Source organism: Diaphorobacter sp. HDW4B (assembly GCF_011305535.1).
Taxonomy (GTDB): domain Bacteria; phylum Pseudomonadota; class Gammaproteobacteria; order Burkholderiales; family Burkholderiaceae_C; genus Diaphorobacter_A.
Genome location: NZ_CP049905.1, coordinates 2,204,063 through 2,227,404, shown reverse-complemented (window position 1 = coordinate 2,227,404; position 23,342 = coordinate 2,204,063). Strand labels below are relative to the sequence as shown.

At 62.8% G+C, this 23,342-nt stretch carries 22 protein-coding genes; 17 read left to right on the top strand and 5 right to left on the bottom strand.

The features are described from left to right. The first annotated feature begins 6 nt into the window (after positions 1-6). The 9 genes from G7048_RS10375 to G7048_RS10335 all read left to right on the top strand — a co-directional run bounded on the left by G7048_RS10375 (position 7) and on the right by G7048_RS10335 (position 8,917). Complete coding sequence (locus tag G7048_RS10375; protein WP_166068066.1) at positions 7-345, top strand: P-II family nitrogen regulator; 339 nt, start codon at positions 7-9, stop codon at positions 343-345. 54 nt (positions 346-399) lie between these two features. Next, positions 400-1,812, top strand: coding sequence for an ammonium transporter (gene amt / locus G7048_RS10370; protein ID WP_166068065.1), 1,413 nt, complete (start codon positions 400-402; stop codon positions 1,810-1,812). Positions 1,813-2,314: 502 nt separating this feature from the next. Next, the gene (locus G7048_RS10365; RefSeq protein WP_166068064.1) at positions 2,315-3,289 is read left to right on the top strand and encodes an SMP-30/gluconolactonase/LRE family protein; all 975 of its coding nucleotides are present in this window, start codon (positions 2,315-2,317) and stop codon (positions 3,287-3,289) included. Between the two features lie 133 nt (positions 3,290-3,422). Then, positions 3,423-3,959, top strand: a complete 537-nt coding sequence (locus tag G7048_RS10360) for a hypothetical protein (RefSeq protein ID WP_166068062.1) — start codon at positions 3,423-3,425, stop codon at positions 3,957-3,959. 101 nt (positions 3,960-4,060) lie between these two features. Further along, complete coding sequence (gene glcE / locus G7048_RS10355; protein WP_166068061.1) at positions 4,061-5,185, top strand: glycolate oxidase subunit GlcE; 1,125 nt, start codon at positions 4,061-4,063, stop codon at positions 5,183-5,185. Between the two features lie 39 nt (positions 5,186-5,224). After that, a complete protein-coding gene (glcF, locus tag G7048_RS10350; RefSeq protein ID WP_166068060.1) occupies positions 5,225-6,469 on the top strand; it encodes a glycolate oxidase subunit GlcF in 1,245 nt (414 codons plus the stop codon). Positions 6,470-6,612: 143 nt separating this feature from the next. Further along, the gene (locus G7048_RS10345) at positions 6,613-7,485 is read left to right on the top strand and encodes a ProQ/FINO family protein (RefSeq protein ID WP_166068059.1); all 873 of its coding nucleotides are present in this window, start codon (positions 6,613-6,615) and stop codon (positions 7,483-7,485) included. Positions 7,486-7,800: 315 nt separating this feature from the next. Further along, positions 7,801-8,193 (top strand): VOC family protein, encoded by a 393-nt coding sequence (locus tag G7048_RS10340; RefSeq protein ID WP_166068058.1) that lies wholly within the window; start codon positions 7,801-7,803, stop codon positions 8,191-8,193. A gap of 34 nt (positions 8,194-8,227) precedes the next feature. Continuing rightward, entirely contained in the window at positions 8,228-8,917 is a 690-nt protein-coding gene (locus tag G7048_RS10335) for a YafY family protein (protein ID WP_166068057.1), read from the top strand. Between the two features lie 165 nt (positions 8,918-9,082). On the opposite strand, the gene G7048_RS10330 is transcribed toward G7048_RS10335, so the two are convergent. After that, positions 9,083-9,757, bottom strand: coding sequence for a DUF4336 domain-containing protein (locus tag G7048_RS10330; RefSeq protein ID WP_166068055.1), 675 nt, complete (start codon positions 9,755-9,757; stop codon positions 9,083-9,085). Positions 9,758-10,037: 280 nt separating this feature from the next. Here G7048_RS10330 and G7048_RS10325 point away from each other — a divergent pair, with 280 nt between their 5' ends. Then, on the top strand, positions 10,038-10,724 hold the full coding sequence (locus G7048_RS10325) for a helix-turn-helix domain-containing protein (RefSeq protein WP_240933235.1): 687 nt from the start codon (positions 10,038-10,040) through the stop codon (positions 10,722-10,724). 67 nt (positions 10,725-10,791) lie between these two features. On the opposite strand, the gene G7048_RS10320 is transcribed toward G7048_RS10325, so the two are convergent. The 3 genes from G7048_RS10320 to lplT form a co-directional block, all read right to left on the bottom strand. Next, positions 10,792-11,298, bottom strand: a complete 507-nt coding sequence (locus tag G7048_RS10320; protein ID WP_166068053.1) for a glutathione peroxidase — start codon at positions 11,296-11,298, stop codon at positions 10,792-10,794. Next, the gene (locus tag G7048_RS10315) at positions 11,295-12,230 is read right to left on the bottom strand and encodes a DMT family transporter (protein WP_166068052.1); all 936 of its coding nucleotides are present in this window, start codon (positions 12,228-12,230) and stop codon (positions 11,295-11,297) included. The genes G7048_RS10320 and G7048_RS10315 overlap by 4 nt, the downstream gene beginning before the upstream one ends. 314 nt (positions 12,231-12,544) lie before the next feature. Continuing rightward, entirely contained in the window at positions 12,545-13,822 is a 1,278-nt protein-coding gene (lplT, locus tag G7048_RS10310) for a lysophospholipid transporter LplT (RefSeq protein ID WP_166068051.1), read from the bottom strand. A gap of 274 nt (positions 13,823-14,096) precedes the next feature. Here lplT and alr point away from each other — a divergent pair, with 274 nt between their 5' ends. From alr to G7048_RS10295, 3 genes are all read left to right on the top strand, one after another. Beyond that, positions 14,097-15,191 carry an alanine racemase gene (gene alr, locus G7048_RS10305; protein ID WP_166068050.1) on the top strand — a complete coding sequence of 365 codons (1,095 nt, stop codon included), beginning with the start codon at positions 14,097-14,099 and terminating at the stop codon, positions 15,189-15,191. Positions 15,192-15,312: 121 nt separating this feature from the next. Next, a complete protein-coding gene (locus tag G7048_RS10300) occupies positions 15,313-16,005 on the top strand; it encodes a hypothetical protein (RefSeq protein ID WP_166068049.1) in 693 nt (230 codons plus the stop codon). Between the two features lie 290 nt (positions 16,006-16,295). Continuing rightward, a complete protein-coding gene (locus tag G7048_RS10295; protein ID WP_205750390.1) occupies positions 16,296-17,261 on the top strand; it encodes a cytochrome-c peroxidase in 966 nt (321 codons plus the stop codon). Between the two features lie 107 nt (positions 17,262-17,368). Here G7048_RS10295 and G7048_RS10290 read toward each other — a convergent pair whose 3' ends face one another. Beyond that, positions 17,369-17,986 (bottom strand): glutathione S-transferase family protein, encoded by a 618-nt coding sequence (locus G7048_RS10290; protein ID WP_166068047.1) that lies wholly within the window; start codon positions 17,984-17,986, stop codon positions 17,369-17,371. 340 nt (positions 17,987-18,326) lie between these two features. Between G7048_RS10290 and G7048_RS10285 the strand changes: the two genes are divergently transcribed. The 4 genes from G7048_RS10285 (at position 18,327) to G7048_RS10270 (ending at position 23,333) form a co-directional block, all read left to right on the top strand. Next, the gene (locus tag G7048_RS10285) at positions 18,327-19,475 is read left to right on the top strand and encodes an ABC transporter substrate-binding protein (protein WP_166068046.1); all 1,149 of its coding nucleotides are present in this window, start codon (positions 18,327-18,329) and stop codon (positions 19,473-19,475) included. 194 nt (positions 19,476-19,669) lie between these two features. Then, entirely contained in the window at positions 19,670-20,701 is a 1,032-nt protein-coding gene (locus G7048_RS10280) for a branched-chain amino acid ABC transporter permease (RefSeq protein ID WP_166068045.1), read from the top strand. Between the two features lie 77 nt (positions 20,702-20,778). Next, entirely contained in the window at positions 20,779-22,593 is a 1,815-nt protein-coding gene (locus tag G7048_RS10275; protein WP_371747699.1) for an ATP-binding cassette domain-containing protein, read from the top strand. After that, the gene (locus tag G7048_RS10270) at positions 22,590-23,333 is read left to right on the top strand and encodes an ABC transporter ATP-binding protein (RefSeq protein ID WP_166068043.1); all 744 of its coding nucleotides are present in this window, start codon (positions 22,590-22,592) and stop codon (positions 23,331-23,333) included. Before G7048_RS10275 ends, G7048_RS10270 begins: the two co-directional genes overlap by 4 nt. Positions 23,334-23,342: the final 9 nt, after the last annotated feature.

Genomic DNA, 23,342 nt, shown 5'->3' with positions numbered 1-23,342 from the left:
CAGCAAATGAAAATGGTGACTGCAATCATCAAACCCTTCAAGCTCGATGAAGTGCGCGAAGCGCTTTCCGAAATCGGCGTGCAAGGCATCACGGTGACCGAGGTGAAAGGCTTCGGTCGTCAAAAGGGACACACGGAGCTGTATCGCGGCGCGGAATACGTCGTCGATTTCCTGCCCAAGGTGAAGATCGAAGCCGCTCTGGACGATGCCATCGTCGAGCGCGCCATCGAAGCGATCGAGGCCGCTGCCCGCACCGGCAAGATCGGCGACGGCAAGATCTTCGTGTCGTCACTGGAGCAGGTCATCCGCATCCGCACCGGCGAAACCGGCAACGAGGCGCTCTGAGCGGCTGGTACACCCCAAGCCCATCCCAATACAGATTCACCAAGAAGTTCTGCCATGAAAAAACTGCTTGCTTCATTCCTTCTGGGGTTCAGCCTGCTGGCCGGTGGTACGGCTGCGCTGGCGCAGACTCCTGCGGCTTCCGAGCCGGTCGCCGCTGCGGCGACTGCTGACACCTCTGCTGCGGCAACTCCCGCTGCAGTTCCTGCTGCTGCAACGGCCGAAGCCCCTGCTGCGGCTGCCGCGCCAGCGCCCAAGATCGATTCGGGCGACACCGCCTGGATGCTGACCTCGACGCTGCTCGTGATCCTGATGATCATTCCGGGTCTGGCGCTGTTCTACGGTGGTCTTGGCCGCTCCAAGAACATGCTGTCGGTGCTGGTGCAAGTGTTCGTGATCTTCTCGCTGGTCTCCATCCTGTGGGCCGTCTACGGCTACAGCCTGGCGTTCTCGGGAGAGGGCAAGTTCATCGGCGGCTTCGACAAGCTGTTCATGAAGGGCATCAACCTCGAATCCTTCGGTGCGCTGACGACCATTCCCGAATACGTGTTCTTCGCGTTCCAGGGCACGTTCGCCGCCATCACCGTAGCGCTGATCGTGGGTGCTTTTGCGGAACGCACCAAGTTCGCTGCCGTGCTGATCTTCTCGGTCATCTGGTTCACCTTCAGCTACCTGCCGATGGCTCACATCGTCTGGGGTGGTGGTCTGCTGGCGGCTGACGGCGCGCTGGACTTCGCTGGCGGCACCGTGGTGCACATCAACGCCGGTATCGCGGGTCTCGTGGGTGCCTACATGGTGGGCAAGCGCATCGGTTTCGGCAAGGAAGCGTTCACGCCTCACTCGCTGACACTGACCATGGTGGGCGCATCGCTGCTGTGGGTGGGCTGGTTCGGTTTCAACGCCGGCTCCGCCGGTGCTGCCAACGCGGTCGCTGGTCTGGCTTTCGTGAACACGGTTCTGGCCACTGCCGCTGCCACGCTGTCCTGGATTGCCGGTGAGGCGCTGCACAAAGGCAAGGCTTCGATGCTGGGTGCTGCTTCCGGTGCGGTGGCGGGTCTGGTGGGTGTGACGCCTGCTGCCGGTTTCGTCGGCCCGATGGGTGCCATCGTGATCGGTCTGGTCTGCGGCGTGGTGTGTCTGTGGGGCGTGGGTGGCTTGAAGCGCATGCTCAAGGTGGATGACGCGTTCGACGCCTTCGGTGTGCACGGCGTGGGAGGTATCGTCGGCGCGATCCTGACCGGTGTGTTTGCTGCGCCCAGCCTGGGCGGCATGCAGCCTGACACCTTCGCCATGGGTCACCAAGTGTGGGTGCAGGTCAAGAGCGTGCTGTTCACCATCGTGTGGTCCGGCGTGGTGGCGTTCATTGCGTACAAGGTGGCTGATCTGATCGTGGGTCTGCGTGTGAGTGAAGAAGCGGAACGCGAAGGGTTGGACATCACTTCGCATGGCGAGACGGCTTATCACCGTTGAGCGTGTGGTGGGGGTGGGGATTCGCGTGGTGGCGCGAATCGGCCCCTCTTCCTCTCTCTTGTTTGAAAATTTGAGTTAGCGAGTTGTTCTCCTCCGACTGTTGGGCCTGCAATTTTTTGCAGGCCTTCTTTTTTGCTTCTGTGATCTTGGCAGAGGGCGGGTGCCGGGTCTCGCCCCGGCGGGCGAGTAACTTTTTGCTTGCGCCAAAAAGTCACCAAAAAACGCTTTGAATACCTCCGGCAGAACTCGCTGCGTTCCTTCGTCACTGCGCTCGGACAACCGCCGGAAGTCAGTTTTGAAGAGGTATTTACGGCACTTTGCTTCGCTCGTGCCTGTTCATCTCGCGACCTCGCGAGATGCTGGTGCGCGGGGAGTGGGCGTTGCTGGTTCGTTGGTTGGGGGTTTTGGTCTTGCTCCCTCTCCTGCTTGCGGGGGAGGGCTGGGGTGGGGGTGACTGCGCGCGTGGTTTGGTCACTTGCGTTCGTGCAGGAATAATCCCCGCATGAACCATCTTTCTTCTCCTCGTGCTGCTTCCGATTCATGGAGTGCTGTGCCGGGCTCGTTGTGCCAATTGGGTGAGTCGCCGTTTTGGCATCCGGTGGAGCAGCGGCTTTACTGGGTGGATATTGCGGGGCGGGCGTTGTTGCGTTGGGTGCCGGGGGATGCGCGGGTGGAGCGTTGGGAGATGCCTTCCGAGCCCGGCTGCATCGCGCCTGCGCGCATGGCGGGGGTGGCTTCGGGGCTGGTGGTGGCGTTGCGGGATCGGATTTGCCATGCGGACGAGTGGGGCGGGGCGTTGCGCGAGGTGGCGCGGTTGCCCATTGATGCTTCCACGCAGCGGGCGAATGATGGCAAGTGCGATGCGCTCGGGCGGTTCTGGGTGGGGACCGTGCATGAGCCTGTGAGTGGGGCGCGTCAGCCTGTTGCCGGGTTGTATTGCGTGGATTTGCGGGATGCTGCCGATGTGTCCGTTCGGTTGATGCTGGATGGGGTGGCCACGGCCAATGGGTTGGCTTGGTCGCCGGATGGTGCGCGCATGTACTGGAGCGATACACCGCAGCATGCGATTCGGGTGTGGGACTGTGATGCGCAGCGCGAGCCGGTGGGGGATGCGCGGGTGTTTCATGCGTTTGCGGCCAAGCCTGCCGGGTGGCAGCCGGGGATGGCTGGTTATGGCGGGCGGCCGGATGGGGCCGTGGTGGATGCTGCAGGCAATTACTGGTGTGCGATGTACGAAGGTGCGAGGGTGTTGCAGTTGTCGCCGCAGGGGTCGGTGATCGCCGAGTTCGCGATGCCGGTGCAGTGCCCGACCATGCCTTGTCTGGGTGGGGCGGAGGGGGATACGTTGTTCGTCACTTCGGCCAGCCACGGTCGGGCTGCGCAGGAGTTGGCGAATCTGCCAGCGTCGGGGCAGGTGCTGCATCGCGTGGTGGGTGTGGCGAGCTTGCCGGTGCGGTGGTGCACGCTGGGCGTTTGAGGGTTGCCGATTGACACGCTTGCAGGTGGGACATTACCCCCATTGAAATTCGAATTTTCGCGTTCCTCGCAATTGCGCCTAGAGTCCGGGCAGCGGCGACAGGGTGTCGCGCAGTTCTTTTCTCGAGAGGTGCATGCTCATGCAGGTTTTCATCAAGTGGTTCAAGGCGGTTCTGGCGTTCACTTTGCTGGCGGGGGCGGCGTCGGCGTTCGCGACCACGGACATCACGAATCGGGATGTGCAGGCTTTGCGCGGGTTGAAGGCGGTCGTGCTGCTCGATCCGGAGCTGGACGATGTGGCCAAGGCTGCTGGGGTGACGCACGCGTTGATCGCCAAGCGCGTGGCGGTGTATCTGCGCGACGTGGGCGTGAAGGTGATCACCGATGCGGATCTGCGGCCCGCTGATCGCGCTCAGACCGCTTCCTTGTTGCTGCAGTACGGCGCGATCGGTCCATCGCATGGTTCGCCGCAGGGTCGCGGCACCGCCACCTTCGTGACGATCAACGTGCTGCGCGAGAAGCCGGGCGATGCCGAGGCGGTGAGCCATCCGGTCTACATCGTGCAGGAGCGCGGGCAGGCGCGTGGCAAGGTGACGCGCAATTTCCTCATGAAGGAGCTGGACCTGGCGCTCAACATGCTGCGCGAGGACCTGCGCCGGGCCAAGCGCTGAGTCGCTTTTGATGAGCGGGCATCAATTCGCTCACATCTGCTTTTCAAAAAAATCACAAACCCGGTGAACCCGTGGCCGGGTTGGGGCGCTACCATCCCGGCATGGAATCAGCAGCGCTTTCCCAGATCATCGAACGCGTGCGCGAAAGCGCGCAGCAAGGCCGCGCCCTGCGCATCAGCGGCGGGGGCACCAAGGACTTCGTGGGCGGGCCCACGGTCGCGCTCAGCCGAGCCGAACGGCTGGACATGCGCGGCCATGTCGGCATCGTCGATTACGAACCCAGCGAACTGGTCGTGACCGTGCGTGCGGGTACGCCGCTGGCCGAGCTGGAGGCCGAACTCGCCTCGCGCGGGCAATGTCTGCCGTTCGAGCCACCGCGTTTTGCGGCGGGCGGCACGGTCGGCGGCATGGTGGCGGCGGGCTTGTCCGGGCCTTCGCGTGCCAGCGTGGGCGCGGTGCGCGACTATGTGCTCGGCATCGAGATCATCAACGGCAAGGGCGAGCAGCTGCGCTTTGGCGGGCAGGTGATGAAGAACGTCGCGGGCTACGACGTTTCGCGGCTGATGGCGGGATCGTGGGGCACGCTGGGCGTGATCACCGAGGTCAGCCTCAAGGTGCTGCCGACGCCGGTGGCCGAGACGACGCTGACATTCGAATGCGACCAGGCGAGCGCACTGGCGCAACTGCATGCGTGGGGCGGTCAGCCGCTGCCGCTGAATGCCAGTTGCTGGGTGGACGAGGGCGGCAAGGGCCGGCTCTATGTGCGTCTGCGCGGCGCAAGAGCCGCCGTGGAAGCCGCAGGCGTGGTCATGGGCGGTGAACGCCAGGAAAGCGCGCAGGTGGCTGCCGACTGGGAAGCCTGTCGTGATCACACGCTGCCATGGTTTGCCGACGGCGTGGCCCAGCCTGAGCTGGCGCTCTGGCGTGTGTCCGTCCCGCAGACCGCGCACGTGCTGGCCTTGCCGCAAGGCGTGGCGGCCCCGCTCATCGAGTGGCAGGGCGCACTGCGCTGGGTGCATGCGCCCGTGGATGCGGGCCCTGCGTTGCTGGCGATGGCGCAATCGGCGGGCGGTCATGCGTCGCTGTTCCGGGTGGGTGAGGCGATGCATCTGCAGGACGTTGCGCCCAAGCAGGACGCGGCATTGCAGGCCGTCAGCCGACGTCTCCAGCAGGCCTTCGACCCGGCCGGCATCTTTCAACCCCACCGCATGGGCACGGGCGGCTGAGGCCCCCGACCCGACCGAACCGAATCAGCGAAGCAAGCCATGCAAACACAGCTAGCTCCCGAGTACAAGAACACGCCGCACGGGCAGGAGGCCGAGGCCATTCTGCGCAAGTGCGTGCACTGTGGTTTCTGCACCGCGACCTGCCCCACCTACCAAACTTTGGGTGACGAGCTCGACGGCCCGCGTGGCCGCATCTACCTCATCAAGCAGGTGCTCGAAGGCAAGGAACCCACGCGCGCCACGCAGGAGCATCTGGACCGGTGCCTGACCTGCCGCAACTGCGAAACCACCTGCCCGAGCGGCGTGCAATACGGCCATCTGCTGGACATCGGTCGTCAGGTCGTCGATGAGAAAGTGCCACGTCCCGCGGGCGAGCGCCTCAAGCGCTGGGCCTTGAAGGAAGGCATTCCGTCGCCGCTGTTCGCACCGGCGATGAAGCTTGGTCAGGCCGTGCGCGGTCTGCTGCCCGAAAGCATTCAGGCCAAGGTGCCGCCCAAGTCGGAGCACGGCGTGTGGCCGACGCGCGAACATGCGCGCAAGGTGCTGCTGCTCGCGGGCTGCGTGCAGCCGTCCATGCTTCCCAACATCAACTACGCCACCGCGCGCGTGCTCGATGCCGTGGGCATCCAGACCGTGATCGCGGGCAACGCCGGTTGCTGCGGTGCGGTGAAGTTCCACATGAACGATCAGGATGGTGGCCGTGCGCAGATGCGCGCCAACATCGATGCCTGGTGGCCGATGGTGTCGTCGGGCGCGGTCGAGCACATCGTGGTCAACGCATCGGGCTGCAGCGCGATGGTCAAGGACTACGCGCATGCGCTCAAGGCCGATGCCCAATATGCCGAAAAGGCCAAGCGCATCAGCGCCATCGCGCGCGACATCAGCGAGCTGCTGCCCGCGATGCTGCCCGAGCTGGCCGAAAAGCTGAAGGGCCGCGTGAACTTCAAGGGCAAGCTTGCCTACCACCCGCCCTGCACGCTGCAGCACGCGATGAAGCTGCGCGGCGGTGTGGAGCGCGATCTGGCCAAGCTCGGTTTTCAGATGCTGACCTCGCGCACCGAATCGCACCTGTGCTGCGGCTCCGCTGGCACCTATTCGATTCTGCAGCCCGAGCTGTCCAAGAAGCTGCGCGCACGCAAGCTCGCCGCGCTCGATCAGGCCTGCGGCGATGAAAAGCCCGCGCTGATTCTGTCGAGCAACGTCGGCTGCATCACCCACCTTCAGTCGGGCACGGGCGTGCCCGTCAAGCACTGGATCGAGGCGCTGGATTCTGCGCTGGCCTGATCGATTTCGTCAGGGCGCGAATCGATTTTTTCGGCACATTGCTCGGTGATTCAGACCAAAGAAGCCGGTGGGTTTCCCGAAAATGGCATGATGGCGTGTTTTTGACTGAGGCGCAGCCATGTGGGCTGCGCGATTGATTGCAAATGAACTCTCCAGTGACTGAAGCCGAAAAGTCTGCCGCGACGGACGTCGGCGCGCCCAATAACGACAACGACAGCAACGTCGGCGCACCGCAGAATCCTCAGTCCGAATCGCGCGAATCGGGCTCCGGCGCTGCCCCCAGGCGCAAGCGTGGTGGTCGCCGCCACAACAAGGCCAAGCCAGCCGCCGAGGGCGCTGCCGAAGCCACGCAACAGCCCGCCAAGGCTGAGCAGCAAGGCAACGCCAGAGGTGCGAACGCCAATGCCGCCGCGCCGCGCCGCCAGAACAACCCAGCCCTGCTGCAACTGCAGCAGTTCTACCCCAACCTGTTCGGCGAGAACCCCAAGCCGCTCAAGCGCGGCATCTTTCAGGATCTCGAAGCCGCTCAGCCGGGCGTGTTCGCACCTGCCGATCTGAAGCTGGCGCTGGGCATTCACACCCGTTCCGGCCGCTATCTGCAAGCCGTCTCGCAAGGCCAGCCGCGCCACGATCTGGCTGGCAATGTGGTCGAGCAGATGGCTCCCGAACATGTGTTCCACGCGCTCGTCGAAGTATTCCGCCGCAAGAAGCCGCGCGATGGTGAAGACCTTACGCAGAAGCTGCGCCGCCGCATGGAAATCGCCTTCGAGGCCTCCGGCCTCACGCGCGAAGCCTATCTGGAACTGGTGCGCGGCCGCGACGAAGCGACCAATGCGCTGCTCGACGAAGCACTCGCCGAAGTGGCCGCACGCAGCGCCAAGGACGAGGCGCTGCTGCGCGCCTACGAGATGAGCGGAGCAGCCAGCGTGGAAGCGTTTGCCGACATGTACGGCATGCAAGCGCGCACCGTCGCGCAGCAACTCGACCGCGCACGACGTCTGAAAAACGGTTCTTGACCCTTTGCGGGTGCAGTGTTGTGACGAATGCGCGCGTCGGTGCGCGCATGAGCAGTCTTCGTTTTGAGGTGACGATATGGGGCCGCATGCTTTGTTGCGAAGCCTTGCCGTATCGGCATACTGTCTGCGGCTTCGCGTCGCGCCTGCGGCCCCATATCGTCATTGTGGCGGGTGAATTCGAGCGCCCGCTGCGCTGCTGACCTCGCTGTTGGGAATGCATGAAAAGCTGTCGTCAGCCTGCTGACACTACGGTGTCAGTAGGGGGTCGTCAGCATGGAGTCCTGTTCAACTTTTTGTGAAGTTCAGGAGTTCCACATGACTGCATCCACGGCTCAATCCGCCATCAACTGGTTCGAAATCCCCTGCACCGATCTGCAGCGCGCGCAGACCTTCTACGAGGCCATGCTCGGTCGCAAGATGCATCGCGAAGACTTGGGTGGCTGTGTGCCCATGGTCCTGTTTGCTGCGGATGATCCGGCAACCGGCGGTTGCTTGGTTGGCGCGGGTTCGATCCAGCCTTCGAACGACAAGGGTGTGCGCATCTATCTCGATTGCGAGCCCAGCGTGGAAGCCGCGATGGCGCGTGCATCCAAGGCCGGTGGCAAGGTGCTCGACGAATGCGTCGAGTTGCCCAAGGACATTGGCTTCATCGCCCATGTGCGCGACACCGAAGGCAACACCATCGGCCTGCACGCCAAGTCTCGCTGAGCGACGACGACAACAAGCCGCGTAACATCGCCGCATGCGTCGTGCCGACAGACTCTTCCAACTGGTGCAGCTCATCCGTGGGCGACGCCTGTCCACGGCCGCTTTTCTGGCTGAGCGGCTGGAGGTGTCGCTGCGCACGGTCTACCGCGATGTGGCCGATCTGCAGCATCAGGGCGTGCCCATCGAGGGCGAGGCGGGCGTGGGTTACCGGCTCGGTTCGGGCTTCGAGCTGCCACCGTTGATGTTCACGCAGGCCGAGGCGAATGCGCTGGTGATCGCCTCGCGCGTGGCGCAGGCATGGATCGACGGTGCGCTGGCGCGCGATGTCGAAAGCGCGCTGGGCAAGATCCTCTCGGTGCTGCCCCCTTCCGCGCGCGTTGCCGCCGAGGCACAGGCGCTGTTCGCACCGGGTACGGGGCTGAACGAGCGCACGCAGACCACGCTCAAGGCGTTGCGTGATGCGGTGCAGCAGCAGCGACTCGTGCGGCTGCTGTATCTCGATCTCGAAGACAAACCCAGCGAGCGCCGCGTTCGGCCATTGGCGTGTCTCTACTGGGGCAAAGTGTGGACGCTGTCCGCCTGGTGCGAACTGCGTGAAGATTTCCGCACCTTTCGCGTGGACCGCATCGAGACGTGCGAGCTGCTCGATGAAACCTACGCGCAGGAGTCGGGACGCACGTTGGCCGATCTGATGCGGCGGGTGGAGTGCGGGTTTGAGAAATAGCTATCCTGAGCGAGGATGCAACTGATCCAGCAACTTGCCCAGTCGACCTGGCGGTATCGGACTCGGTCAGAGGTCGTGATCGGTAGATTTGGCGTAGGTGTTGAGGACGGCAATGGAATGAACCCGTGCGCACATATGCTCTCATGATGAATTCAAATATGCGACTCAAAACACGTCGAGTGCTTTGCGCATGCGAGCCTGAGCATCAATCTCGATGATGGTGTTGTGAGCAAAAACCACTCGTTTGAAAGGCCAGCGCAGCAAACGCTCTGCGCTCCTGGCGGCGGCTGCACGATCACGTGTCAAGAGACGCACTGTCAGGGGCACTGCCATGTGCTTGTGAACGCCAGTCAGCATGGCATATGTTTTGGTCGACCAAGGTAGCTGACCTTGCATCCATTGAACCAAGTCGGTGACGATGAGTGTGGCTGAAGGGCGATGGAACCAAACAGACTCGCTTCCTGCCGGGATGCCCTCAAAAGCAAAGTGTTCGAGATCCGGCAACCACTCCGCGAAATCTCCCGATGGAAGACGTTGGATTGTGGCGATGTCGGGGCATTTTTTGTGGAGGTTCAGAGGGCCATGAATGGTTGCATCGGAAAAGGCTGTGGCAAAAGATGCGAGAAAGAGGTGGTGATAAAGATTGGGCGCTACGATGAATACCACCTTGCCCAGTTCGCTCAATTGTTGCCGCATGGTGTCATTCAACGGAATGGGAGAATGAATCAACAGTCTCTTCCCTGGCAGGCGGACAACTGTCATGCGCGATGTGATCGGCAGCCCATTTGCAGTGAACGCATGCATTGCATGCCAAAGGTTTTCGTCGATAGATTGAAGCATGCAACGATGGTGCCGCGCGGCCCTGCTCATGTATTGAATTTTTTCGACATCTTGAAGATGCCATCGGCTTTGCTAGAGTGTCTGGATGCCGTCTGAGTCACCAAGTATTTCCGATGCCACTGCCACATTGTGGTTGCCGAAACTGTCCCTTGCTGGCTGTGTTCGGGGAGTGATGTTGCGAGACACAAGAAATACGGCGCTTGCGCCTGAGCAACGATTCAATCACTACCCGGCAACTCCCATGTGCACGATCAGTTGGTGGTTCAGTGGCGAGGGATCCATGCTCGCTTACGGCGCTCCTGCCATGCTGCATAGCCCTAAGGCTGCCATTCCAGCATCCATCGTGTTCAGCGGCCCATTTACTCGTCCAACCATCACGTGGTCTCCCGGACCGGCGCATGGAATGATGTTGCTTTTGCTTCCTGATGCCGTGCATTCCCTTACCGGAATCGAACCAGGACAATGGATGAACCAGATGGTCGCGGCCTGCGAAGTTCTCCCCACCAATTGGCTGGAAATGTGCCAACGTGTCGCCGATGCTGCGTCAGATGAGGAACGATTGGAGCTCATTGAAAAATTCCTTGAGACTGAATGGTTCGCTGTACGGTCCAAGCAAGTTCTCGGACTTCATCGCTATGCCGATTGGAGCCAAGGACTCGCATTGCGCGCGGCCACGTCCAAAGCAGGGAGAAGCCTGCGTCAGGTTGAGCGCAGAATTCGCCGCTGGGCCGGGCAGCCGCTCAGAGAATTGAGAGGATTTGGCCGTGCAGAGCGCGCGTTCTTTCAGGCCATGGAAGCCGAGGACGAAGGGAGACCGCATTGGTCCGGCGTGGCAGCCGATACGGGCTATTCAGATCAATCCCATCTGTGTCGAGAATCGAGACGCATCACCGGTTGCTCTCCAGCAGAACTCTGGCACCGCATTGCGCATGATGAAGGGTTTTGGCCATATCGAATATGGCAATGACTGTTCGTCGGGGTTTCTGAGCAATTGAACCCAAGAAAATGTACTGAAGAGTGGGCCGTCCGTTATTTCATCTCTGAGGTGTTGAGTACGTGACGGCCAACGCCGACTCGATATCCTCATCCAGCTCCCTCGGCTTGGTTTTCGGCGCATAGCGCTTGATCACCTTGCCATCACGCCCGCTGAGGAACTTGGTGAAGTTCCACTTGATGCTCTTCGTGCCAAGCACGCCCGGCGCTTCCTTTTTGAGCCAGTCGTAGAGCGGAATGGCGTTCGGACCGTTCACGTCGATCTTGCTCATCATCGTGAAATCGACGCCGTAGTTCTTCTCGCAGAACGCGCCGATGTCGAGGTTGTTTCCAGGGTCCTGCTTGCCGAATTGGTTGCACGGAAAGCCCAGCAGCACCAGACCGCGCGCTGCGTATTTTTTGTGCAGTTCTTCCAGCCCTGCGAATTGCGGCGTGAAGCCGCAGGCGCTGGCGGTGTTCACGATCAGCAGCACCTGCCCGCGGTAGTCCGACAGGCGCACGGGCTGGCCGTCGATGCGGGCGGCCTGGAAGTCGTAGAGGCTGGTCATGGTGTGGTGCAGCGCTGTGGTGATTCGGATGATTGTGCCGCTTTGTCGGTTGTCTTGGCAGGTCGCGGCCACGCGGACCAGAGCGCGGCCAGCAGAATCAGCGCGCCGCCGAAGATGCTGCGTGCGTCGAGTTGGGCTGCGCCGAGCAGGACGGACGAGACGCTCGCGAAGGCCACTTCGCTGAGCATGACCACCGCCGTCACCGAGGCGGCGAGCCGCGATGCGCCGTATTGCAGCGCCCAGTTGCCGACGGCGAGCACCACAGCCAAAACCACGGCGGTGATCATCCAGCTGGCGTTGGGCGCGGGGAAGGCGGGCACGAGGCCCATGCGCCCGCCGACGAGGGCCGCGAGCAGGGCCATGAGCGTGCAGCCGCCGAACATGGCGAACATACGCGCCTGTCCGGGCGTGCTGCTCATGCGGCGCAGGGTGACGTTGGTGAAGGCGAACATGAAGCCACCGAACAGCGCCAGCCAGTCGGCCAGTGAGAGCGCAGCGAAGAGGCGCGCAAAACCGCCGTCCTTGGGCCAGATGACGAGGAACACGCCTGCAAACGCGAGCAGCAGCCGCGCGATCGCGGCGGGCGTGGGGCGCTCGCCGAGGACTTTCCAGGCCAGCAGAATTGCCCACGCGGGCATGAGATAGAACAGCAGGATCACGCGCACCACGTCGCCGATGGTGATGGCCCAGTTGAAGGCGACGTTGTTCAGACCGGAACTCAAAGCCAGCACCCACAGGCCCGGATGCGCTGCCAGTTGCTTGAGAATGCCGGGGCGAAACGCGAGCAGGCCGACGAGCACCATGATGTACATGACCGCCGTGGCCCAGAGCGGGTGCAGACCAGCGTCGTTCATGTGCCGGAACGGCCACCAGGTCAGCCCCCAGACCAGGGCGTTGAAGAGCAGGGCGAAAACCGGCAGCGGCGAATGCATGAGTGAAAGCGGTGTCGTGAAGAAATGGGAAGGCAGCGCGCATCTTGCCAACAAAGCACGATGTTGGTGCATCACGCCATGAATGGCGAAGGAGGACGCTGCGGATTCCGGTCAGCGGAAAAACAAAGCCGCGCATCGACCGTTCTTCGATTTCGACAGCGCGGCTGGTGCCAAAAACAATGGCCTGCAAAGCAGGCCTGACGAGTACCGCCGAGCAAGAGCCGCCTCGCGGCGATGGCGGTGTCCCCCTTCCCGTAGCGCGCAGCGCGGAGAGAGAAGGGGGAAGGCGCGCAGCGCCTCAGGGGGATGCCCTCTCAGTGACAATCGCGCTTGGCGATTTCCAGCAGTCGGTCGATTTCTTCGGGGTAATTCTGGCAGTTGCGTTTGTGCCAGCGGCCGATCAGCCACATGGTGCCTGCGACGACGATGCCGAACACGGTGATCGCACCGAAGGCAGACAGGCCGAACTTGGTGGACAGGGCATAGAACGCACCGAGCGCCAGAATGCAGGCCTGCTCGTTGAAGTTCTGCACGGCGATCGAACGGCCCGAACCCATGAGCTTGGCACCGCGATGCTGCAAAAGTGCGTTCATCGGCACGACGAGGAAGCCGCCGAGGCCGCCCAGAATGATGAGGAACGGAATCGCCAGCCACAGCGTGTCGATGACGTTCATGAGGATGACCAGCAGGCCCATGGCGATGCCCATGGGAATCACCTTGGTCGCGCCTTCGAGTTTCATCTGCACCGAGGCGAGCACCGCACCGGCGGCGGTGCCGATGGCGACCACGCCGACGAGCGCCGAGGCCTGCGTGGTGCTGTAGCCGAGCGCTGCGGCGCTCCAGGCCAGAACGATGTAGCGCAGATTGCCCGACACGCCCCAGAACAGCGTGGTGGTGGCCAGCGAGATCTGGCCGAGTTTGTCTTTCCACAGGCGGTTGTTGCAGCTCCAGAAGTCGGGCAGCAGCTCCAGCGGATTGCGCGGCATGGGGCGCAGTTCGACGCCGGTCACGGGAATGCGCAGATTGAACCAGGCCGCGAGTGCGTAGACCGGCACCAGCGACAGAATCGCGGCTTCGGCGGGCAGGTCGATGCCGAGATCGACGCCCGGCATGTCGAAGTCGAGCAGCACGCCCGAGAGATGCGGGCCGACCAGTTGGCCGCCCAGCAGCACGCCAAGAATGATGGAGCCGATGGTCAGGCCTTCGATCCAGCCGTTGGCGCGCACCAGTTGGGATGCGGGCAACAGCTCGGTGAGGATGCCGTACTTGGCGGGCGAATAGGCCGCCGCGCCCAGACCGACGACCGCGTAGGCCAGCAGCGGATGGTGGCCGAACAGCATCATCAGACAGCCGACCACCTTGATGGCGTTGCTGATGAACATGACTTTGCCCTTGGGCATGGAGTCCGCGAACGCGCCCACGAACGGCGCGAGCACCACATAGAACAGCGCGAACATCGGCACAAGGGCCGCACGCTGCCATTCGGGTGCGCCGCTGGTGCGCAGCAGCTCCACGGCGGCCACGAACAGGGCATTGTCGGCCAGCGAGCTGAAAAACTGCGCCGACATGATGGTGTAGAAACCGCGCTTCATCGTGATGGGGGTAAGCCTATGCAGCGACGCGGTCTGCGACTGGAAGGAGGAGGAAGGTGCTGCGCATGTACGCAGTCTGGCACGCTGCGCCTGGGCTGTGTCGAGTGAAACTCATCTTGCAAATTCGGTGAATACAGGCCCCAGCTTGAACTATCAGCCAAACTGATGCACGGAAAAATATCCGAACAGTCTGCTGTGTGACGGGCGGTTATATCACGCAGACAAAGTCTGGCAATGACAGAATGACCACCTTTGGCTCCGTACAAACACCGTCATGCCCCGTCCGATACAAGCGACCATTCACTCTGCTGCAGTGCAACACAATCTGGCGCGAGCGCGTCAGGCGGCGGTGGACGCGAATGTCTGGGCAGTGGTCAAAGCCAATGCGTATGGCCACGGCATCGAGCGGGTTTTCGACGCCTTGCGCGCCGCCGATGGTTTTGCCTTGCTTGACCTGTCCGAGGCCGAGCGCATTCGCCAACTTGGCTGGCGCGGCCCGATCCTGCTGCTCGAAGGCGTGTTCGAGGCGCGCGATCTGGAACTGTGCTCGCGCCTTGGCATCTGGCACGCCGTTCATTGCGACGAGCAGATCGACTGGCTGGCCGCGCACAAGACGCAGACGCCGCACCATGTCTTCCTCAAGATGAACTCGGGCATGAACCGCCTGGGCTTCACGCCGGAGCGCTACCGCGCTGCCTGGGCACGCCTGAACGCGCTGCCGCAGGTCGACGAGATCGGCTTCATCACCCACTTCAGCGATGCCGACGGTCCGCGCGGCATCAACCACCAGCTCAAGGTGTTTCAGGAAACCACCAGAGACCTGCCCGGCGAGCGCACCATCAGCAACAGCGCCGCGACCCTGCTGCGCGGCAGCGAGTCCGATGTGCGCGGCGACTGGGTGCGCGCGGGTATCGTGCTCTACGGCAGCGCGCCGGACTTTCCGCAGCGCACCATCGCCGACTGGGACCTGCAGCCGACCATGACGCTGTCGGGCAAGCTGATCGGCGTGCAACATCTGCAAAAGGGTGACACGGTCGGCTACGGCTCGACCTACACCGCCGAAGGCCCGATGACCATCGGCGTGGCCACCTGCGGCTATGCCGACGGTTATCCGCGCCACTGCAGCACCGGCACGCCCGTGCTGGTCAACGGCGTGCGCACGCAGCTCGTGGGCCGCGTGAGCATGGACATGCTGACGGTGGACATCACCCACGTGCCGGGCGCGCGCATCGGCTCGGAAGTCACGTTCTGGGGCAAGGCCGCAAACGGCACAGTGCTGCCGATCGATGAGGTCGCGCAGGCGGCGGGCACGGTCGGCTACGAGCTGATGTGCGCCGTGGCACCGCGTGTGCCGGTCGTCGTCGACTGAGCCAGCGGATTCATTCAGCCCCTTGGCCCCCGTGGGCGCATCGGATAGGATGCGCCCGCATATGGCCTCATTCGACCAAAGCAAGTCTCGCGGCTCAGGAACCAGCTCCAATTGGCGTCGCATGCGCGCGCCCTGTCGCGAGGATTTTCAGCAGAGTCTTCAGCGTCGCAACTCGCTCACGCTGCACGGCTGGGTGATTGGCCTGTTCATGATGAGCTTCATGTGGGCCATGTCGCGCTTTCAGTGGATGCTGCTGGGCGATGGCTCGCTCGCGTTGCGCTACCTGGTCACGCTGGGCTCGGGCTATCTGGTCTATCTGCTGGTGCTGCATGAATGGACCAAGTGGATTCTGCTCAAGCAAGAACACGAGGGCTCGGACATCGATGCGGGCGACGCGCTAGACATCGCGGATGCGGTAACGCCACGCATTGATGGCAGCGGTCTGGGCGACGTAGCCTCGGGCGCGCTCGAAGGGCTGGGCGCTGCCGATGAAGGCGCGATTGTGGTCGTTCCGGTCGTGGCGATCTTCGTGGCCGTGGTGGCGCTGGTCATGGGCGCCGGTGCGCTGATGTGGCTGTACTTCGGCTCGGAAGTGCTGCTGGCCGTGGCAGTGGAACTGGCCTTCTCGGTCGCCACTGCGCGGGCGCTGATGGGGGCCGAGCGTGCGGGCTGGATCACCGCCGCCGTGCGCCTGACCTGGAAGCCGCTCTTGGGCGCGCTGATCTGTGCCGTGGCGCTGGGCTGGGTCATCGATCACTACATCCCCGAGGCGCAATCGCTGCCGCATGCGGTGAAGCTGTGGCGTGGCGAGTGATTCGTTTGATGTAACTCGTTTAACTTGCTATCGGGTTGACTGACGCTCAGCGAAAGCCGATGCGGTTGCCGAGTATCAACAAAATGTAACCGAAGCTTGGAAAGAATGGACTTACAGCGAACGAGGGTCGCGTGTCCTTGAAACACAACAAGAAAAGGGGCTCACGCCGCCCGTCATTGGTTCGCTGCCAGGCAGCTTTGCAATGAACGGAGTCCCTTATGAAAAACACATCCCACAACCCTCACAACCCACTTTTCCGCAGCGCTCTCGGTGCCGTGAGTCTGGCCGCCATGCTGCTCGTCGGCGGCGTTGCGTTGGCCGCCAAGCCCATCAACGAGCCGCTGCAGCCCATTCCGGCCGCCAAGGTCACCCACCCGGCCAAGGTCGAACTGGGCAAGAAGCTGTTCTTCGATCCGCGCCTTTCGCGCTCGGGCTTCATCTCTTGCAACTCGTGCCACAACCTGGGCATGGGTGGCTCGGACAACCTCAAGACCTCGATTGGCGACAAGTGGCAGAAGGGGCCGATCAACTCGCCCACGGTGCTGAACTCGAGCCTCAACCTCGCCCAGTTCTGGGACGGCCGCGCCAAGGATCTGCGCGAGCAGGCTGGTGGGCCGATCGCCAATCCCAAGGAAATGGCCTTCTCGCATGATCTGACCGTGGACCTGCTGCGTTCGATTCCGCAATATGTGGCTGAATTCAAACAGGTTTTCGGCAACGACCAACTGACCATCAACGAGGTGACGTCGGCCATTGCAGCCTTCGAGGAAACGCTGGTCACACCGAACGCGCCGTTCGACAAATGGCTCAAGGGTGACAAGAAGGCGATCAATGCGCAGGAGCTGCGCGGCTACCAGCTGTTCAAGAATTCGGGCTGCGTGGCCTGCCACAACGGTGTGAACGTGGGCGGCACTTCGTTCCAGAAGATGGGTCTGGTCGAGCCCTACAAGACCGACAACCCGGCAGAGGGCCGTGCGGCGGTGACGGGCAACGACGCCGAGCGCTTCAACTTCAAGGTGCCGACGCTGCGCAACGTGGCGCTGACCTATCCCTATTTCCACGATGGTGCGGCGGACACGCTGTCGCAAGCCGTGGACACCATGGGTCGCATTCAGCTTGGCAAGACCTTTACCCCAGCAGAAAATGAGGACATTGTGGCCTTTTTGAAGACGCTGACAGGGGACCAACCACGGCTCGTGATGCCTGTTTTGCCGCCATCAAGCGATAAAACCAAGCGCCCACACCCATTTGAGTGATAAATTACGTCTGCCCGGTGCAACTGCCGGGCAGAGGTGATACGCGGAAAACCGGGGTCGAAAGACCCCGGTTTTTCTTTTTCTGGCCGCTTTCGCGTTTGCCGTGATCAGGCCAGCGCGCGCTGCACTGCCGCGCGTGCGCTCATGCGCTGGAAGTGATCATTCACTTTGTTGAATTGGGCGATGTCCACCGCATCGCCCTTGAGCCAGCCTGCCACGGTGAACAGGTAGGCATCGCAGACGCTGTATTGCTCGCCTAGTACCCACGGACCCTTCAAATAGTTCGCTTCGATGTAGTTGAAGTTGTCGGTCATGTTGGCCGGAACCTTGCGCTGCATCGCGGCCTGGGCTTCGGGCTCGTCGGCCCAGCGGCTGGCGCGCGGGCGGTGGGCATGGTTGATGTGCACCGTCGACGCCAGAAAGCTGTTGAACTCCTGCATGCGCGCAAAGCCGAACAGATCGGTGGGCGCGAGCTTGGCGTCGGCAAAACGCTGGGCGATGTAGGCGAGCAGGGCCGGGGCTTCGGTGAGCGTGCCCTCGGCAGTCACCAGCGCGGGCACGCGGCCCTTGGGGTTGACGGCCAGGTACTCGGGCGAGCGCTGCTGCTGGCTGGCGAAGTCCACGCGCTTCAAGTCATAGCTGGCACCGGCTTCTTCGAGGGCGATGCGCACGGCCTGCGCGCAGGTGCCGGGGGTGTAGTAGAGGGTGAGGGTTTCTTGAGTCATATCTTTGTCTTCAGGGAGCGTGAGGATCGGGGGCATCTTGGCGAAATCTCGGGGAAATCTTCAATGCCTGCCCAAGCCGTTCGTGGTTATGCTGGTGAGCCGTTGCGAGCGTCAGCCGCATGGTGGACGGTGATCGCGCGTTGAATATATGCCACAAAGACAGTGTGCTTGGCTATCCGTTCGGCGATGGATGGCGATAGGCGTCATCGCAGGATTGCACCGCGCGTCCTAGTGAAAACGAGAAGAGAAAAATCGTAGGCAAGAATTATTTAACAAGTTAAATTAATAGCCGATGTCGTGATCACGACGATGGTGCAAATTATCAATTCAGGAGATGGGTATGAAGCGCTTGGCAAGACTGGGATTCGTCACTGCGGTGGTGGCTGCGGCCTGCAGTTCGGTGTGGGCCGACATCAACGTCGGAGTCGTCGTCTCCACCACGGGGCCTGCGGCCTCGCTCGGCATCCCCGAGAAGAACACCATTGCCCTGCTGCCCACGACCATGGGCGGGCAGAAGATCAACTACATCATCCTGGATGACGCATCCGACACCACGGCGGCGGTGGCCAACACCCGCAAGCTGATCAGCGAAAGCAAGGCTGATGTGATCATCGGCTCGAGCACCACGCCCAACTCGCTCGCGATGATCGACGTGGTCGCCGAGAGCAAGACGCCGATGATGACGCTGGGCGCATCGGCACGCATCATCTCGCCGATGGACGCCAAGAAAGCCTGGGTGTTCAAGACGCCGCAGAACGACGCGATGATGGCCGGCGCGATCGTCGATCACATGGTCAAGGCGGGCATCAAGACGGCAGCCTACATCGGCTTCAACGATGCGTACGGCGAAGGCTGGCTGCAGGAATTCAAGAAATCCACCGAAGCCAAGGGCATCAAGCTCGTGGCGACCGAGGCGTTCTCGCGCAGCGACACGTCGGTGACCGGACAGGCGCTCAAGATCATGGCGGCCAAGCCCGATGCGGTGCTGGTCGGCGGCTCCGGCACGCCTGCTGCGCTGCCCGAGAAGACGCTCAAGGAGCGTGGCTTCAAGGGCAAGTATTACCAGACCCATGGCGTCGCGAATGCCGACTTCCTGCGCGTGGGCGGCAAGGATGTGGAAGGCACGATGCTGCCCGCAGGCCCGGTGCTGGTGGCGCATCAACTGCCCGACAGCCATCCGGTGAAGAAGTCTGCGGTGGCCTATGTCGATTCCTACGAAGCCAAGTACGGCAAGGGCACGGCAGCGACCTTCGGCGGCCATGTCTGGGACGCAGGACAGGTGCTGGCCGCAGCAGTGCCCGAGGCGCTGAAGAAGGCCCAGCCCGGCACGGAAGCCTTCCGCGTCGCGCTGCGTGATGCGCTGGAAAACGTCAGGGACATTGCCGGATCGCATGGCGTGTTCACGATGACACCCACTGACCACCTGGGCATCCAGCACGGCGTGGTGATGGTCAAGATCGAAAACGGGGGATGGAAGTTCACCCCCTGAGGCGCTGACGCGCCTTCCCCCTCTCTCGCTGCGCGGGAGGGGGACACCGCCTTCGCCGCGAGGCGGCTCTTGCTCGGCGGTTGCTCGCTTGGCCTGCTCCGCGGCCTTCTGAATGTTGAGGCCGTGCGAGTTTGAGGCTCGTCTCTCTTGCTTGAATTTCAAATACACATTGCCTTGGGCAAAGGTGATCGAACATGGATCTACAGATTGCCTTGCTGCTGGGGCAGGACGGCATAGTCAATGGTGCGATTTACGGGTTGATGGCGGTGGCGCTGGTGCTGGTGTTTTCCGTCACGCGCATCATCTTCATTCCGCAGGGCGAGTTTGTGGCGTTCGGGGCGTTGACCATGGCGATGATGCAGGGCGGCAAGGTGCCGAGCACGCTGTGGTTGCTGATTGCGCTGGCGTTGATGTCGCTGGCGATGGATCTGTGGCGCATGTGGCGTGGCGATCTGGTGAACTGGGGCGCTTCGTTTCTGTGGAGCGTGGCGATTCCCGTGGTGGCTGCGGCGCTGGCGTTGCTGATCAAGCCGTCATCGCTTTTGCTGCAGGCCTTCACCACGCTGTGCATCGTCACGCCCATGGGGCCGCTGATGTACCGCCTCGTGTATCGGCCGATTGCCGATGCGACCGTGCTGCTGCTGCTCATCGTCTCGGTTGCCATGCATGGCGTGATGGTGGGGCTGGGGCTGCTCTTCTTTGGCGCGGAAGGCTCGCGCACACCGGCGTTTTCCGAGGCGCAATTTCAGTTGGGCGACATGACGATCTCCGGCCAGTCGCTGGTGGTGATCGGCGTGGCGCTGGCGCTGGTCGGTGGGCTCTACGCGTTCTTTGATGGCTCGATGGTAGGCAAAGCGCTGCGTGCCACGGCCATCAACCGTGTGGGTGCGCGGCTCATGGGCGTGCCCACGGCGCTGGCGGGCGATGCGAGCTTTGCACTCGCGGCGCTGATCGGTGCGGTGTCGGGCCTGCTGATCGCGCCCATCACCACCGTGTATTACGACACCGGTTTTCTCATCGGCCTCAAGGGTTTTGTGGCCGCGATCATCGCGGGGCTGGCGAGCTATCCGATTGCGCTGGCGGGCGCGTTGCTCGTCGGCCTGCTCGAAGCGTTCTCGTCCTTCTGGGCCAGCGCCTACAAGGAGGTGCTGGTGTTCACGCTGATCATCCCCGTGCTGTGGTGGCGCTCGCGCAGCAGCCATCATGTCGAGGAGGACGAGGAATGAGCGGCACCGGCGCAACCGACAACAAGATGCAGAACCCGCAGCAAACCAGCGGATCGACAGCGTTTCTCACCACGCGCATGGTGACGGCGATCGCCATCGCCGCGCTCGCGCTGTCATGGCATTTTCTGCCCGATTTCACGCAGGTCATCATGGGCTACATCGGCCTGTATGCGCTGGTCGCCGTGGGCTTGGTGCTGCTCACGGGCGTGGGCGGCATGACCTCGTTCGGACAGGCCGCGTTCGTCGGCGTGGGCGCATATTCGACGGCCTGGATATGCACCTCACCCGAAGTCACGCAGTGGCTGGGCGGCTTCATCGGTGGCCCGCTGCTGCCGTGGGTGGGGCTGCTGTTCGGGATGGTGATCGCGTTCGTGGTGGCGTGGATTCTGGGCTCCATCACCGCCAAGCTGCAGGGCCACTACCTGCCGCTGTGCACGATTGCGTGGGGCCTGAGTCTGTACTACCTGTTCGGCAACATGCAGTTTCTGGGCGGGCAGACGGGCCTGCGCGGCATCCCACCGCTGGTGATTGCGGGCGTCTCGCTCGACACGCCGCGAACCATGGGCGTGCTGATCTGGATCGTGTTGCTGCTTGCGCTCTGGCTCATGCACAACCTGCTCGATTCGCGCGAAGGACGTGCGATCCGCGCGCTCAAGGGCGGTCGCATCATGGCCGAATCGATGGGCGTGAACACCGCGCTTTATCGCACCAAGCTGTTTGTGCTGGCCGCTTTGCTGGCGACGATTTCCGGCTGGCTCTACGCGCACATGCAGCGCTTCGTGAGCCCTGCGCCGTTCAATCTCAACATCGGCATCGAGTATCTTTTCATGGCCGTGGTCGGCGGTGCCGGACATCTCTGGGGCGCGGTGCTGGGCGCGGCGCTGATCACGCTGCTCAAGGAAAAACTGCAGGACATTCTGCCGATGCTGTTCGGCTCGGTGGGCAACTTCGAGATGATCGTTTTCGGCCTGCTCATGGTGCTGGTGCTGCAGCGCTTTGCGCGCGGTCTGTGGCCGCAGTTGCAGCGTTTGACGGCGGGCTTCATCCGGCGCTCGCCGCAGAAACTGCCTGCTGCCGATGCGTCCATGCTCGATCAGCGCGCCATGCCGCAATCTGGCGAAGTGCTGCTCGCCGCATCGCATGTCACCAAGCGCTTTGGCGGGCTGGTGGCCAACAACGACGTGACCATGGACCTGCAGGCGGGCGAGGTGCATGCGCTGATCGGCCCGAACGGCGCGGGCAAGAGCACCTTCTTCAACATGATCTCGGGCGTCGATTCCGCGACCGAAGGCGAGGTGCGCTTCATGGGTCAGACCATGGGCGACGCGCCATCGCGCCGCTTTGCCGCGCTGGGCCTGTCGCGCACCTTCCAGCATGTGCGCATTCTGGGCGAACGCACGGTACTGGAGAACGTCGCGCTCGGCGCACACCAGCGCGCGCATCGCGGCTGGGTCGGCTCGATGCTGCGTCTGGATCGGCGGGAAGAGGCCGCACTGCTGGCCGATGCGCGCGCGCAGATCGAGCGCTGTGGGCTTGGTGATCTGGCCGATCAACCCGCTGCATCGCTGGCGCTCGGCCAACAGCGCATCGTCGAGATCGCACGTGCGCTGGCAAGCCATCCTGCAGTGTTGCTGCTCGATGAACCGGCGGCGGGTTTGCGGCATCTGGAAAAGCAGGCGCTGACCGATCTGCTCAGGCAACTGCGCGCGCAGGGCCTCGGCATTCTGGTCGTGGAGCATGACATGGGTTTTGTGATGAATCTTGCGGACCGCGTGACCGTGCTGGAATTCGGCACGGTGATCGCATCCGGCACGCCGGCCGAAGTGCAGGGCAACGAACGCGTGCTGCGTGCCTATCTGGGCGGCGATGACGACGACGAGGTGCCCGCATGAGCGATCAACACAAAGTGCTGCTGCAACTGCGCAATTTCAGCGTGTCCTACGGCCCGGTCGAGGCCGTGCATCAGATCGATCTCGATGTGCGCCAGGGCGAGATCGTCACCGTCATCGGCCCCAACGGCGCGGGCAAGACCACGCTGCTCGGCGCGGCCATGGGGCTGCTGCCTGCGCGTGGCGAGATCACCTACGACGGCGAAGCCATCAAGCGTTGCACGGTCGAGAAAATGGTCGCGAACTCGGTGGCGCTGGTGCCTGAAAAGCGCGAGTTGTTCGGCGATATGTCGGTCCAGGACAACCTGCTGCTGGGCGGCTTTTCGCTGTGGCGCAAGGGCCAGCGCGACCAGTCGCAGCGCATGCAGGAAGTGTTCGCGATCTTTCCGCGCCTGGAAGAACGCAGCGCGCAACTGGCATCGACGCTGTCCGGCGGCGAGCGCCAGATGCTGGCGATTGGTCGTGCGCTGATGGCGCGTCCGCGTCTGTTGATGCTCGATGAACCATCGCTCGGGCTTGCGCCCAAGATCGTGCGCGAGGTGCTGCAGGTCGTGGCGTCGTTGCGCGACCATGGCGTGTCGGTGCTGCTGGTGGAGCAGAACGCGCGCGCTGCGCTCAAGGTGGCCGATCGTGGCTATGTGCTCGAATCGGGCAGTGTGGTGCTCAGTGGTCGTGCGCAGGAACTGCTGCACGACAAGCGCGTGATCGACACCTATCTGGGTGCGGCCAGCGTGCAGCACTGAACAGGCTGC